This is a genomic window from Methylacidimicrobium sp. B4, assembly GCF_017310545.1.
Taxonomy (GTDB): Bacteria; Verrucomicrobiota; Verrucomicrobiia; order Methylacidiphilales; family Methylacidiphilaceae; genus Methylacidimicrobium.
Map to the genome: position 1 here is coordinate 1,100,160 of NZ_CP066203.1, position 13,280 is coordinate 1,113,439.

At 63.2% G+C, this 13,280-nt stretch carries 14 protein-coding genes and 1 other RNA gene; 5 read left to right on the top strand and 10 right to left on the bottom strand.

The annotated features are described in order from the left end of the window. Positions 1 to 72 precede the first annotated feature (72 nt). Entirely contained in the window at positions 73 to 537 is a 465-nt protein-coding gene (locus MacB4_RS05335; protein WP_206864803.1) for an STAS domain-containing protein, read from the bottom strand. 201 nt (positions 538 to 738) lie between these two features. Here MacB4_RS05335 and MacB4_RS05340 point away from each other — a divergent pair, with 201 nt between their 5' ends. The 3 genes from MacB4_RS05340 to ilvD are packed head-to-tail and all read left to right on the top strand — an operon-like array spanning position 739 to position 4,123. Beyond that, the gene (locus MacB4_RS05340) at positions 739 to 1,539 is read left to right on the top strand and encodes an MBL fold metallo-hydrolase (protein WP_242529352.1); all 801 of its coding nucleotides are present in this window, start codon (positions 739 to 741) and stop codon (positions 1,537 to 1,539) included. Positions 1,540 to 1,541: 2 nt separating this feature from the next. Then, the gene (locus tag MacB4_RS05345) at positions 1,542 to 2,330 is read left to right on the top strand and encodes a TatD family hydrolase (RefSeq protein WP_206864804.1); all 789 of its coding nucleotides are present in this window, start codon (positions 1,542 to 1,544) and stop codon (positions 2,328 to 2,330) included. Between the two features lie 35 nt (positions 2,331 to 2,365). Then, complete coding sequence (gene ilvD, locus MacB4_RS05350; protein WP_206864805.1) at positions 2,366 to 4,123, top strand: dihydroxy-acid dehydratase; 1,758 nt, start codon at positions 2,366 to 2,368, stop codon at positions 4,121 to 4,123. Positions 4,124 to 4,127: 4 nt separating this feature from the next. Here the strand turns inward: ilvD and MacB4_RS05355 are convergent, their stop codons facing one another. Next, positions 4,128 to 4,502: a helix-turn-helix domain-containing protein gene (locus MacB4_RS05355; protein WP_242529353.1), complete on the bottom strand. Its 375-nt coding sequence runs from the start codon at positions 4,500 to 4,502 to the stop codon at positions 4,128 to 4,130. Between the two features lie 300 nt (positions 4,503 to 4,802). Here MacB4_RS05355 and MacB4_RS05360 point away from each other — a divergent pair, with 300 nt between their 5' ends. Continuing rightward, entirely contained in the window at positions 4,803 to 5,420 is a 618-nt protein-coding gene (locus tag MacB4_RS05360; protein WP_206864807.1) for a malonic semialdehyde reductase, read from the top strand. Between the two features lie 83 nt (positions 5,421 to 5,503). Here the strand turns inward: MacB4_RS05360 and MacB4_RS05365 are convergent, their stop codons facing one another. The 4 genes from MacB4_RS05365 to MacB4_RS05380 all read right to left on the bottom strand — a co-directional run bounded on the left by MacB4_RS05365 (position 5,504) and on the right by MacB4_RS05380 (position 8,987). Then, a complete protein-coding gene (locus MacB4_RS05365) occupies positions 5,504 to 6,304 on the bottom strand; it encodes a hypothetical protein (RefSeq protein ID WP_206864808.1) in 801 nt (266 codons plus the stop codon). Between the two features lie 130 nt (positions 6,305 to 6,434). Beyond that, the gene (locus tag MacB4_RS05370; protein WP_206864809.1) at positions 6,435 to 7,376 is read right to left on the bottom strand and encodes a hypothetical protein; all 942 of its coding nucleotides are present in this window, start codon (positions 7,374 to 7,376) and stop codon (positions 6,435 to 6,437) included. Between the two features lie 13 nt (positions 7,377 to 7,389). Continuing rightward, positions 7,390 to 8,307 (bottom strand): hypothetical protein, encoded by a 918-nt coding sequence (locus tag MacB4_RS05375; RefSeq protein ID WP_206864810.1) that lies wholly within the window; start codon positions 8,305 to 8,307, stop codon positions 7,390 to 7,392. Further along, positions 8,274 to 8,987 carry a hypothetical protein gene (locus MacB4_RS05380; RefSeq protein ID WP_206864811.1) on the bottom strand — a complete coding sequence of 238 codons (714 nt, stop codon included), beginning with the start codon at positions 8,985 to 8,987 and terminating at the stop codon, positions 8,274 to 8,276. Before MacB4_RS05380 ends, MacB4_RS05375 begins: the two co-directional genes overlap by 34 nt. A 158-nt stretch (positions 8,988 to 9,145) precedes the next feature. On the opposite strand from MacB4_RS05380, the gene MacB4_RS05385 reads away from it, so the two are divergent. Then, the gene (locus MacB4_RS05385) at positions 9,146 to 9,550 is read left to right on the top strand and encodes a hypothetical protein (protein ID WP_206864812.1); all 405 of its coding nucleotides are present in this window, start codon (positions 9,146 to 9,148) and stop codon (positions 9,548 to 9,550) included. A gap of 117 nt (positions 9,551 to 9,667) precedes the next feature. On the opposite strand, the gene ssrS is transcribed toward MacB4_RS05385, so the two are convergent. From ssrS to MacB4_RS05405, 4 genes are all read right to left on the bottom strand, one after another. Further along, positions 9,668 to 9,852, bottom strand: a non-coding RNA gene (ssrS, locus tag MacB4_RS05390) — 6S RNA. Positions 9,853 to 9,944: 92 nt separating this feature from the next. After that, entirely contained in the window at positions 9,945 to 12,245 is a 2,301-nt protein-coding gene (gene pheT, locus MacB4_RS05395) for a phenylalanine--tRNA ligase subunit beta (protein ID WP_206864813.1), read from the bottom strand. Then, positions 12,242 to 12,889 carry a tRNA (guanosine(46)-N(7))-methyltransferase TrmB gene (locus MacB4_RS05400; protein ID WP_206864814.1) on the bottom strand — a complete coding sequence of 216 codons (648 nt, stop codon included), beginning with the start codon at positions 12,887 to 12,889 and terminating at the stop codon, positions 12,242 to 12,244. The genes pheT and MacB4_RS05400 overlap by 4 nt, the downstream gene beginning before the upstream one ends. Next, on the bottom strand, positions 12,882 to 13,262 hold the full coding sequence (locus tag MacB4_RS05405; protein ID WP_206864815.1) for a dUTPase: 381 nt from the start codon (positions 13,260 to 13,262) through the stop codon (positions 12,882 to 12,884). Before MacB4_RS05405 ends, MacB4_RS05400 begins: the two co-directional genes overlap by 8 nt. Between the last annotated feature and the right edge of the window lie 18 nt (positions 13,263 to 13,280).

The window sequence follows — 13,280 nt, forward strand, 5'->3', positions numbered from 1 at the left end:
AAGATCGGCGTACCTGCCTCGCATCCCAGCCCTTCGCTGCGTCGCGGTCACGCAATCGCTGAGGCATGTCAACTAACTGGATTCCGGGCGGTTCCTGCGACCGACTTCGGCGCTCAGATAGGAAACCAGGTCCTGGAACTTCGGTGCATTCTTTGGATCACACTCCAGGAGAGTCTGATGAGCCTGAAGAAGCAGCTCGCCGGTCGTCTCCCGGTGCGGCGCACCCGACTCCAAGGGTCGAAGATCGCCCGCGTCGTAGGGCGTGAGATGCTCTACGCACTCGAAGAGTCGATCCAACCCCAAGGTTCGAATCGACTCCGCCACCCGACGGCTGCTTCCGGCGACTTGAAAAGTACCGCCGGTCTTTCTCAGCTTCAGCGCTGGACCCGCCAGCGTGCCAAGAAAGGTGCTGTCGAGATAGGTGCACTCCGTCAGATCGACCAGGAACCTCTCGCTTCCACATTGAATGAAATTCTCGCAATATTGACGAAGAGAGAACGAATGCTCGAACGAGCCAGCACCGATGACCTTGAGCACCGCAACTCCATGGCAATTTCCTGCCAGAACAACTCCAGTCCTCACTCGATCACACTATGTGCTTCCGGCGGCAAGTCAACCCGGCCGCGCCTTGGATTCCCTTTTGCTCTTCCACGGAAGCCGGCAGTTTACCCTCGTTGCCAAGACAGAAGCGAGGAATTCCTCGGCGACCGCTTCCTTTGTTGGTAAAGGAGTCTCCGGATGAGTCGAACGACCGCTCCCCTCCTGCGGGCGCTGGTGTTGGGTTCGGGCACCTCGCAGGGAGTGCCGATGATCGGTTGCCGATGCCCGGTCTGTCTTTCTCCCGACCCCCGGGATCGCCGCACCCGCGCGTCGCTCTACGTCGACGAGGGAGCCCTTCCCTTTCTCATCGACACGGCCACCGATCTGCGCGCGCAATGCCTCCGGGAAGGAATCACCGACGTCGGTGCGGTCCTCTACACCCACCATCACGCCGATCACGTTCTCGGCCTCGACGATTTGCGCCGTTTCTGCGAGCTCCGCCGGGAACGCCTTCCCATTTACGGCCCGGCTGCCACTCTGCAGATTCTCAGCCGGATGTTTCCCTACGCTTTTGACCCTAAGGCGGAGGCGGCCGCCTACGTCCGCCTCTTGCCTCACCCGGTAGAGGGTCCCTTTCCTCTCGGCAGCTTCCTCGTGACTCCCTTGCCCGTCCCCCACGGTCACGTCACCACCTTCGGCTACCTGCTCGAACGCGCCGGGCGCAAGCTCCTCGCCTACCTGAGCGACTGCCAGGCCGTTCCGGAGAACATCCTCTCGGCGATCCGCTCGGTCGAAGTCCTGATCATCGACGGGCTCCGGGACGAGCCCCATCCCACGCACCTGACGGCGCAGCAGGCGGTCAAGATCGCGGCGCATGCCGAGGCGCGGCAGACCTACCTGACCCATCTGACGCACCATAAGAGCCACCGGGATCGGGAAGCCGCTCTTCCGAGCGGCGTTGGAGTCGCTTTCGATGGCCTGACGATTATCTTGGATTAACCATGTGGATCGATACCCACGCCCATCTCGATTTCCCGGAGTTCTCGAAGGATCGGGAAGAGGTCATCGCCCGAGCGCAAGCGGAGGGGATCGACCGCATCCTCATCGTCGCGACCGACCTCGGATCGAGCCGCGCCTCGCTCGCCCTGGCACAGGAGCACCCGACGCTGGCCTGCACTGTGGGCATCCACCCGAAGAGCGCCCATGAAGCTCCACCCGATTTCCTCGAGGAGCTCCAAGACATTGTCTCGCGCAAGGAGGTGGCCGCCATTGGGGAAATCGGCCTCGACTACCACCGCCTTCCCTCCGATCCAGAAGCGGCGGAACGCGAAAAGGAGAGCCAGCGACGGATCTTCCGAGCCCAACTCGCCCTGGCTAGAAGAAGAGAGCTCCCCGTGGTCATCCATCAGCGATCCGCGTGGGAGGAGACCCTTGCGCTTCTCGAGGAAACGGGCAATGCGGTCCCTTGTGTCTTCCACTGCTTCGGAGAAGGTCCGGAACGGCAGCAGGAATTGATCCAGCGCGGCCACTTCGTCTCCTTCACCGGAATCGTCACCTTTTCCAACGCACCGCTAGCCCACGCGAGCGCCCGAGCGGTGCCGACCGACCGGTTCTTCGTCGAGACCGACTGCCCCTTCCTGGCCCCCGTCCCCTATCGGGGCAGGCGGTGCGAGCCCTGGCACGTCCGCCTGGTAGGTGAAGAGATCGCCCGTCTGCGCGGGCTGCCCTCGTCGGCCGTGGCCGAGATGAGCTCGCGCAATGCGCGAGCCTTTTTCCGATTAACCGATTGACACGGGACTCCACGACCTCCCAGAAAGGAACTCCCATGGAAACGACGACCGAAGCATCATCCGCCTCCCAAGGGCCATCGTCCGGCTGCCACCGGGCCTACTCGCGCCAGATCTTCGACGGAGCCTCGCGGGCACCAAACCGCTCGATGCTCTACCCGTTGGGATTCCGGAAAGAGGAGTTCGGGCAGAAGGATCTGATCGGAATCGCATCGACCTGGAGCCAGGTCACCCCCTGCAACATGCACATCGACGCGCTAGCTCGGGAAGCGGCATCGGGTGCGGAGGAAGCGGGCACCAAGGCGCTCATCTTCAATACGATCACCGTTTCCGACGGGATTTCGATGGGCACCGAGGGGATGAAGTACTCCCTGGTCTCGCGGGAAGTGATCGCCGACTCGGTCGAGACGGTCGCGGCAGCGGAGGGGATGGACGGATTGGTGGCGATCGGCGGCTGCGACAAGAACATGCCGGGCTGCCTGATCGCTCTGGCGCGGCTCAACCGCCCTGGCGTCTTCGTCTACGGCGGGAGCATCCTCCCCGGCTGCTTTCACGGGAAGAAGATCGACATTGTCTCGGTCTTCGAAGCGGTGGGCGCGGAAGCCAAGGGCGCTTTGTCCCCGGAAGATCTGGCCGGCATCGAAAGCCATGCGATTCCCGGCCCCGGCTCCTGCGGAGGGATGTATACGGCCAATACGATGGCCTGCGCGATCGAGGCGCTCGGGATGAGCCTTCCGGGAAGCTCGACCGAGCTCGCGATCTCCAAGGAAAAGCAGGCGGGCTGTCGAGCGGCAGGAAGAGCGGTCGCGCAGCTGATCGATCGCGGCATCCGCCCCCGCGACATCCTGACCCGGAAGGCCTTTGAAAACGCGATCACGGTCGTGATGGCGCTCGGCGGATCGACCAACGCGGTACTCCATCTCCTGGCCATCGCCCATGCGGCCGAGGTCGAGCTCAGCCTGGACGATTTCCAGCGCATCGGCAAGCGCGTGCCGGTTCTCGCCGATCTCAAGCCGAGCGGGCGGTTCGCGGTCGCCGAATGGTCGGCGATCGGGGGCCTGCCCCCTCTTTTGCGGAGGCTCTTGGAGAAAGGGCTCCTGCACGGAGAGTGCCTGACCGTGACCGGAACGACCCTCGCGGAAAATCTCGAAGGGAGCGCCGACTATCCCGCCGGGCAGGAGATCATCTTCCCGTTTGAGAAGCCGATCAAGCCCGATGGCCACATCGTCATCCTCCGCGGGAATCTCGCTCCGCTCGGCGCGGTGGCCAAGCTGACGGGGAAGGAGGGTCTCCGCTTCACCGGAAGCGCACGCGTCTTCGACTCGGAGGAAGCGGCCTTGGCGCGCATTCTGGATGGATCGATCGTCCAGGGGGACGTCATCGTCATCCGGTACGAAGGCCCCAAGGGAGGACCCGGGATGCGGGAGATGCTCTCCCCGACCTCGGCTGTCATGGGCCGTGGCCTCGGCAAGGATGTCGCCCTGATCACCGACGGGCGTTTCTCGGGGGGAAGCCACGGCTTTGTCGTGGGGCATATCTGCCCGGAAGCCGCAGTCGGCGGACCGCTGGCCGTGGTGCAAGACGGCGATCGAATCACCATCGATGCCGAAGCCGAGGAGATCCGGCTCGAGCTCTCGGCCCAGGAGATCGCGCGCCGCCGGGAGAGCTGGACTCCTCCCCAGGCCCGCTACCAGCGAGGGGTCCTTGCCAAGTACCGTTCCCAGGTTGGCTCCGCCCATCTCGGAGCGGTGACCGATGGAGAAGGCTTGCTCCGGGAGCGGCACTCACCCGGATGAACGCTCATCCCGCGGCTTCCTTCGTGCGCTGCCCGGTCTCATCGTACCGGCGCCGGGCGTGTTGGATGGCGTCGCGATGTTCCAGCGCCCATTCCTCCAAGGCCTGTACCGGCTTGAGGAGGGTTCGGCCGAGGGCGGTCAATTCGTAATCGACGCGCGGGGGGATCGTTGGCTCGACGGTCCGCTTCACCAGACCGTCTCGCTCGAGACCCCGCAGGGTCAGCGTAAGCATGCGCTGCGAAATGCCCTCGATCGCCCGTCGAAGCTCGCTGAAGCGTTTCGACCGGTCGCGCAGGAGAACAACGACCAAAATACTCCATTTGTCCCCCACTCGGTTCAGCACCTCGCGCACGGCGGGGCAACTCTCCGCGTGAGGCATGCCTTTGGGACTACCTCCCATATCTCCCTCGCTTTCTCCTGCCGCTGGCAAGGCGAGCCCGCCCGCTCTGCCTCCGCTTGCTTTTCGCTCCTTGCCGTCTCTTGACAACCAGAGAGCAGAAAGAGCCGGTACCCCGCCTCGCCTCGCGCCTCCGAGGATTCCGCTGCATAGACAAAATCTGCCAGATGCGCCGGCCCAGTCACAGGAATGTGCCTTCTTGCGCGCGTTTCCTCCCGTTCCTATTCTAAACGCGGTTACAAAAAAGAACGCAACCAGCAACGATTCAAAAGAAGACATCGCATGATCCATAGCCTGACTACCGCCTCGACGCTCAAGAGAATTTCCAACGAAGCCCTGGATCAACTCTTCCGCAAGGCGCGCACCCATTCGGCCTGGCTTCCGACCCCCGTTCCCGTCGAAGAACTCCAGGAGATCTACGCTCTGACTCGACTCGGCCCCACGAGCGCGAACGGCTCCCCGGCCCGGTTTGTGTTCCTCACGACATCCGCGGCCAAGGAGCGCCTGCTGCCGGCGCTAACGCCGGGGAACGTGGAGAAGGCGCGCTCCGCCCCCGTTAACGTGATCATCGCCTGGGACGTCGAGTTCTACGAGAAGCTCCCCACGCTCTTCCCTCACGCGGACGCGCGTTCGTGGTTCGTCGGGAATCCCGCGCTCGTCGAGGAAACCGCCTTCCGGAACAGCTCTCTTGCCGGGGCCTATTTCATCCTTGCCGCGCGGGCCATGGGCCTGGACTGCGGTCCGATGTCGGGATTTGACGCCTCGAAAGTCAATGCGGAGTTCTTCCCCGATGGCCGATGGAAGGCGAACTTCCTCTGCAATCTCGGCCATGGAGATTCTCGCGGGCTCTTTCCCCGCAGCCCTCGCCTGGAGTTTGAGGAAGCCTGCCTCGTGCTATGAGCGCCGGGACCGGAATCTTCCCCTCGGCCATCCGAATGCCGCCTAGCCCGGGGAGAATAGTACGGAGAAAGAGGGCAGGGCCGTTAATGGCCGAGCCGTTTGCGCACGGGATAAAATTCGGCCTCAATCCGGGTGTCGAGCGCTTCCATCCCGCGCACCATCCGATCGTCCTTCAAGGCATCGGCGAGGAAGACGAGCGCATCACGCGTATTACGGTAGGGGCTGGACGGCAATACCGACACCCTTGCCATCTGGGCAAAGGTGGGATAGGCGTTAGGCCCTTCGACAAACTCGGCGAGCTCTTCCCAAAACCAACTCGGCATCCGCGAGAGCTTCCACTGCCCGTCCTCTAAGACAAAAAGCAATCCAAACGTCTTCAAGAACTCGGCCGCTGACCATGGGGAATCCAAGACCTGATGGAGCTTTTGGGACCCCCATTGGGTGAAGAGAACATAGTATTCGTTAATGGATTCGGTCAGTGGGGGGCGTCGTTTGAAATCCGAGTGCTCCAGGTCATGGAGCTCGTAGACGGCCTCGCGCTGGACCGGGGTGAGCTCTGCAAGGAAAATCGCCAAGCGGAAGGTCTCCTGTGTTTGGAGAAGTTCCCACTCTTCTGCCTCGGGGAGACCTAGGTCTCGGCAGACAGCCTCCACCCTCCATTGGGCTAGGGGCTCGAGGATCGCCTGGGGGAGCTGGGCGAACTCGCGGGAGAGCTTGTCTGTATGCTCGTGGATCTCGGCCTTTCCGGTATCGGTAAAGCGATCGGGCAGCGGCGTCGACCAGCGGCAAGCGAGCATCATGGCACAGGCTCCTTCCGGCATCTTGAGGGCTTCGGCAAAGAGCTTGGGGTCGACCTTCTTGAGGAAGGAGATGGTTTGGGGCATCCGAAGCCCTCGGAGCTCTTCGATCACCGCTTGAGCCTCGGGAGTCGGCGGGGCAGAGGGCGATTTCTCCTGGGCCATGGCACTACCGGCTAACCCGAGCAGAAGGGTAAGGAGAAAGAGGGCAGGGCCGTTAATGGCGGACCCTCCTGCGCACGGGAGAAAATTCGGCGTCGATCTGCTCCCTAAGCTCATCGAGCCTCCGCGTCATCCGATCGTCCTTCAAGGCATCGGCGAGGAAGACGAGCGCATCGCTGGCTCTACGGTAGGGGCCTGGCAACATTGACTCCCTTGCCATCCGGGCAAAGGTGGGATAGGCGTTAGGCCCTTCGACAAACTCGGCGAGCGCTTCCCAAAACCAGCTCGGCATCCGCGAGAGCTTCCAGTGCCGGTGTTCCTCGACAAAAACCCATCCAAGCGCCTTGAGGAACTCGGCCGCCGACCAGGGAGCCTCCAAAACCTGATGGAGCTTTTGAGGACCCCATTGGGTGAAAAGCGCATATTGTTCCTTTAGGATTCCAGGGATTCGGATATCCCGTTTGAAAATTGAGAAGTCGAGGTCATGGAGCTCGTAGACGGCCTCGCGCTGAACCGGGGTGAGCTTTCCAAGGAAAAACCCCGAGCGGAGCGCATCCTCCGTATAGAGAATCTGGTCCTGTTCATCCTCGGGAAGGCTGGAAAATTCTGGGCAGCTTGTCATCCGCCAATAGGCGAGGGGATCGAAGATCGACCGGGGAACTTGAGCAAACTCTCGGGAGAGCTTGTCGATATATTCCCGAACCCTCGCCTTCCCCTCGTCGGTGCTGCTATCCGGGAGAGGAGTCGACCAGCGGGAGGCGAGGTCCATCGCCCATCGCCCTTCGGGCGTCTTGAGGGCTTCAGCAAAGAGCTTGGGATCGACCTTCTTGAGGAAGGAGATCGTTTCGGGCATTCGGAGGCTTTGGAGCTCCTCAATCACCGCTTGAACCTCGGGAGTCGGCGGGGAAGAGGGCGATTTCTCCTGGGCCATGGCACTACCGGCTAACCCGAGGAGAAGGGTAAGGAGAAAGAGGAGATGGGGAAAGATTCCTTGCATGGCTTTTCCTGAGTTAGGGGTCTTTCTCGTACCACGGCTGGTCGGAGAGTCCATTTCTCATAGCCTCTTCCCGCCTCCACCTCTTTGCCTCCTCTTGCTTCCACCAGAGCCAGAGTGCCCGGACCAAGGTCCGCACTGCCGGCTGCTTCCGGTCATCGACGGCCCGAAACGGGTCCTGGGCATTACCCTTGCGCATCTCGGCGTTGAGCTCCTCTAAGCTCTTCCCGTCAAGCCCGTAGGCGGCCGATTCGGCCAGCCGTCCCTCTGGGCTTAGCTCGCCTGGGGCAATGGCAATCACACGGAGGCCATCCCTTTCGAACATGTCGTTGAGCCGGCCCTCGCCAAAGCCTACGTGGTCCTCTCCCGCGATGATGGCAAAGGGGCCGCGGCTATGCTCGGCCACCTGCTTCATCGACTCGTTGCGGTCATGCATCCCACGTGGATCCATTAAGTAGTCCAGGATCTGGTCGGAAGTGGGATTCTCAGTCACAAGCTTGCCGGTCGTTTTGTCTAGCCCCACGTTGCGGGGAAGGTCACCCGCCAGCACGGCAAACCCCATTCGATTTGCAGCGAGCCACATCCGGGCCATCCGCATCTCAGCTTGATAGAAGGCGACTCGGGCATCGGTCAGGTTAGGGTCGGCCCTTTGCGCCTCTCTCGGGTTGGCGTCGACCGCCTGAAGCTCGTGGGCTAGCCGAGCGACCACTTTCGCCCTTTTCGCCGGCTCCATTCCAACCATCTCGAGGATGAACGCCTCAAGCGCGTCGGCCATGTTCGCATAGGTCGGATTCTCGAGGTAGCGGTTGAGCCTCGCCTGCTGGTCCTTGGGATACTCGATGATCAGGGTTTGTACGCCATGCCGCCGGAGCAATTCGAGAAACTCCTTCTCCCGCTGGATCATGGCGGGATCAAAATGCCACTCGCCCAGCACATATCCCGAATTCCCCAGAGATTGACCAAGGCCGCGACCTCCATCGGATCGATCCCGTTGGCGATCTCGTTGTGCAACTGGTTGAGCAGGCTGGCGATCTGCTCAATTGCGTTCTTCGGGGGAGTGGTCGCCGGCTGGCCCGCTTGGGCTTCGGGGTTGCGATCCCCCATGGGACGTGCCCAGGCGGGCCGGTCGGAGAAGTCGCTTGGCGGCTCGCGCGAGGCCGCCTTGAGTTGCGCGGCCTGGGATTGGAGGAGCTCGCTTCGGGTCGGCCAGCGGGCCTTCGGGAGGTTCGGGGGATCGGTGTCGCTCTGTGTGCTCTCTTGCGAGGCGCCGCCGTCACTGCCCGCCATTCCGGGAGGGCTCGGGCTTGGGGTAGCTGGCTCTTGTGGCGCGGCTTGTGGCTGCGCCGGAAGCGGAGGACAGGCGTTGCAGGGGTCGGTCGGCGAAGGGGAGGATGGATCGGTGGAGCCGCCCGGCAGGACCGAGCTCATGGTGCCCGCTCCGCTCGGCGCCGCTGGTGCCTCCCCTTGTTGGGCCGAGCCGTCTGGCTCCGGCAGCGCGCTCTGGGCAAGCGAGGGAATCGGGGTGCAGGGAAGGATCAGGCAGAGGAGGAAAAGGATGCCTACGGCCCGCGTGAAGGCCTGGGAACAGTTGAGCCTTTTCGACACCCCTTCCACGATTCGCTCCCCACATCCTCTGTTAGGCGATCGGGGCCTCGCGCGCACCCGGTCCTCGACAAGAAGTTTTGGTCCGGCCGGCTTGCGCCAAAAGAGCCACTTGTCGAACGGACGCCGCCTGTTCTGCCGCCGAGCGAAGGCGAGCTTACGAAGCGGGATTGCCTGAATCCCTCAAGCGGCTGGGCTGCTGGAAGAAGGAGGCGGAATGGGGGACGGTCGATCCGGTGCCCGGGCTCCCCTCCTCTCTGCCTGCGCCAAGACGATTGCAGTGCGTAATAGCGCTTCTTGGCTTCTTTTGGCGAGGGGTTGCCGTGATCGAAGTCCACCCCACCGACGCTCCCCGGATCGATGCGGTGAACTCCATGCGGGCGGCCATCGTCACGATCCGTAACGGGGCTATCTCACGCTCCCGCAACCCGCAAGGAATCGGGCGAAGCCTGTCGGTTCCTTCTGGTCAACCGTCTGCGAAAGAGGGAACGCGGCGCATGCGGAGCGTGCCGGACGGGAGGCTGGCGAGAGCCGCCCGCGCCTTTGCTTCCGGAAACGAGAGCATGGGTCGCTAGATCAGCGTCGCCGGTGGAACACCGGCAGATGAACTGCCGGCAATGCTCTTTGGCGGACGAGCGGGACGGTCTCCCTCGGGAGATCAAGCGTTATCTCTAGTTCCAGGGACGGAAAAAAAGGTCCCCGTGCTGCCGTGTGGAAATGAGGCCTTTCGACCACTTTGCAGGCAAGTGGGAGCCTTGCCGCGTGCCTCCGTCTTCCAGCGAAGGCCTGGCGTCGGCAGCGCGTGCAATGCCGGCTCCCGTAATCGAACTTATCGGAGGAAAGGCGCGCATTCCAAGCACGAGCAGCATAGGGAAATTCTTCGCAAGCTCTCCGTGCAAAACTGCTTCCGCAGCCCGCTCGCTCCCGGGCTACTCCCGCTTTCGTCAAAGAACCCACCGGCCGCTCGACTCAGGTCTCCCGGAGCGACCAGCCTCGAGATCGCAGGGCGTTCTTGACGGTCTCCATCCACCCGTTGACCTCTTTGTCCGTTAGGGTGCGATCGGAGGCCCGGAAAGTCAAGGCGTAGGCGAGCGACTTGGTTCCAGCCGGCAGTCGAGCCCCCGAGGGATCCCGAAAGAGGTCGAACAACCGCAGCCCTTCCAGGCATGGCGGCCGGGTCGCCTCGATCAGGCGACGGATTTCGGAATGGGTCACGGCCTCGTCGACGACGACGGCGATGTCCCGCCGAACCGGAGGATAGATCGGCAACGGCCGGAAGACGGTCCTGGCCCATTCCTGCCCAAGCCAGTGCTCGAGATCGTATTCCAGGAGCACGATCTCCGCATCGATCTCGTGCTTGGCAGCCTCCTCCCGGGAGATGCGCTCCAGTCGAAGTCGCGCCTCTTTGGGGAAGGAAAAGGACTCCTCCAGAAAATCCGCCAGTCCCTTGACGTCGTAAAAGTCGAGGGTACGCTCCCGCGTCAACCAATGAGGCTCCCCTGCCTCTCCGGCCGCGAGCACCGCAAGGCGTTCCCGCTCCTCGACCCGTCCCTCGCACCGATGGACGACCCGGCCAAGCTCGAAGAGGCGGAGGCTCCGATTGCCCTTCGCCCAATTGGCACGGGCGGTCGCAAGCAGGCCCGATCCGAGATCGGAGCGGAGAAAGCGAAACTCACTACTCGCGGGGTTCGACAGCTCGACTCCAACCCCTTCCGGATCGCCCGCGACAAAGGGCAAGCAGAGGCACTCCTGCCATCCTCGCGCCGCCAGCGCGCTTCGCACCGCTTCCCGACGATCCCATCGCTTGTCGTCCCGACTCTTCTCCGTCCATCCGACGGAAACCCGAGAAGGCACCTCGGCTAGGCCGCGCATTCGAACGATCTCCTCCACCAGGTCGGCTTCTCCTTCCAGGTCGGCCCGATGACTGGGGACCTGCCAGAGCCAGCCAGAGTCGTTCTTTTCGACCAGCTCCAGCCCCAGACCGCTCAAAATCGCCTCGATCTCGTCGGACGGGGGAAGCTCTCCGCATAACCGCTCCACCGTTCGTCTTTGTAGCCAAATTGGCGTTTGCGGGAAGGGTAGCGCACCAAAAGTCGATGTTCCGACGAGCCTGCCACCCGCCAGCTCCAAGAGCAGACGGATCGCTCTTTCCCGCGCAAGCCAGGCCACACCGGGATCCACCCTCCTCTCGAATCGATAGGAGGCTTCGGTCGAAACCGAATGCCGGCGGCCTGCGGCCCGGATCTCGGTCGGACGGAACCAGGCACACTCCAGGAGAACGCGCGTCGTCTTCTCCGATACGGCCGAGCGCCGGCCCCCGATGACCCCGGCCAAGGCCTCCGGCCCCCGTCGGCTCGCGATCACCAGGTCCGCCGGATCGAGGGCCATCTCCTGATCGCCCAGAGTGAGGAACCGCTCGCCTGGAGCCGCGCGCCGGACCGCGATCTCGCAATCCGGGAAGGCGTCCGCATCGAAGGCATGCAGGGGCTCCCCTAGCTCGAAGAGCACGAAGTTGGTGATGTCGACCACCACATTCACGGGCCGGACGCCCGAACCCCGCAGCCGCTCCTGCAACCACGACGGGCTCGGCTGGATCTCCATTCCTTCGAGCAAGGCGGGGGCATACCAGGGCGCCCCGTCGGGCGCGCCCAAGACGACCCTCCCCGGGAAGGGATCAAAGGAGGAAGAAGCATTGCCCTGGGGGAAGGGGAGCAGGCGACCGCAGCCCAAAGCGGCCAGCTCCCGCGCGATCCCTCGATAGGAGAGGAGATCGGGCCGATTGGGAGTCACCTCGACGATCCACTCGATGTCGGTCGGGAGAATCGATGCGAGGGGAGTCCCGAGATCGCTCCCGGCGGGGAGCAGCAGGATCCCTTCCGATCTCCCCTCCTCCAGCCCCAGCTCCTCGGCCGAGCAGAGCATCCCCTCCGACTCCTCCCCTCGAATCCGTCTCCGCGCGATCTCGAGCCCTCCAGGAAGCACAGCTCCGATGAGGGCGAGAGCGACCCGATCCCCCCGGTCGAAGTTGGACGCGCCGCAGACGATGCCAAGCTCTTTATCGGGAATCCGGACGCGAACGAGCCGAAGCCGGTCGGCACCCGGATGTGGACGCCAATCGACAACCTCGGCCGCTACGATCCTCGGGTCTTCCGGTCCTCGTCGCCTCCACTGCGTGACCTCCAGGCCGCTCATCGTCAAGCGGTCGACGGCCTCCTCGACCGAAACCGTAACTTCGCAATATTGGTTCAGCCATTGCCAGGAAAGTTTCATGATCCGCCTCGCATCCCGCTAGTCGCCCCTTCCGCTTTCCGCCACACGGCTCCATACAGCGGATGTTCCTTGCTCCGAAAGATGGTCTCGAAATGGCTCGCCGGAAACCCGCCCGGGTCTCCCCTCCGCTCCAATCCGGGAAGGAGGGAGGCGGCCCGCTCGACGACCGCGGCATAGCCGGCATCGTCGGTCAGGAAACGGAAGAAGCCGCCCGGCTCCAACGCCCGAAGGATCGCGGCCAGAATGCCAGCCCGTAGCGTGCGACGGCCCTGGTGGCGCCGCTTGGGCCAGGGATCGGGAAAGAGCACGTGAATTTCCCGGCAGGAAGCCGGAGGGGACCAGAAGAGCAAGAGATCATCCCATCCGAACCAGAGCGCCTTCAGGTTGGGAAGACGGCGAAGCTCCGCGGCGCGCTCGATCTGCCGCACCCGTTGGAGCTTCCGTTCGACCGCCAATACGTTCCATTCCGGATGGAGCTCGGCGTAGGTGGCAGCAAAGCGGCCGTTTCCCGCTCCCAGATCGCAGACGATCGGCGCCCGACGCAAAAACAGCCCTTCCCAGCCCCCCGGCCGAACGAGGCGTTTTGTCTCGTCCGCTTCCCGCGTCCGGAGCGCCGGCAACATCATGCTCAGAGAGTCACACATGCCGGCTGTCGTCCGGGTCCTTCTGCCGATAGCCGCTGGCGATCCTCCCCTGGTTGACCTCGTGCTTCTTCCGATAGGCGAGGAAGAGGTCGTCTGCGCTCATCCCGAGCACCTGTGCCGCAGAGACCAGGAAGTGAAAGAGATCGACGAGCTCCACGCGAGCATTCTGAAAATCCCGTTTCTGGTAACGTGCCCACCACTTCCAGGGCACGCTGTCCGTCAGCTCCGCGATTTCCTGGCTCATGGCTCGCGCATAGTTGAGCAGCCACCGCTCCCTTCCCTCGTCGTCGAGCGAAGCGGTTTCAATTCCGATTTGACGATTGAGGCTCTCCTGCAGGGCAAAAATCGCCTCGAGCTTGTCTCCGTGATTCACGCCGATCTCCCTTCCGTC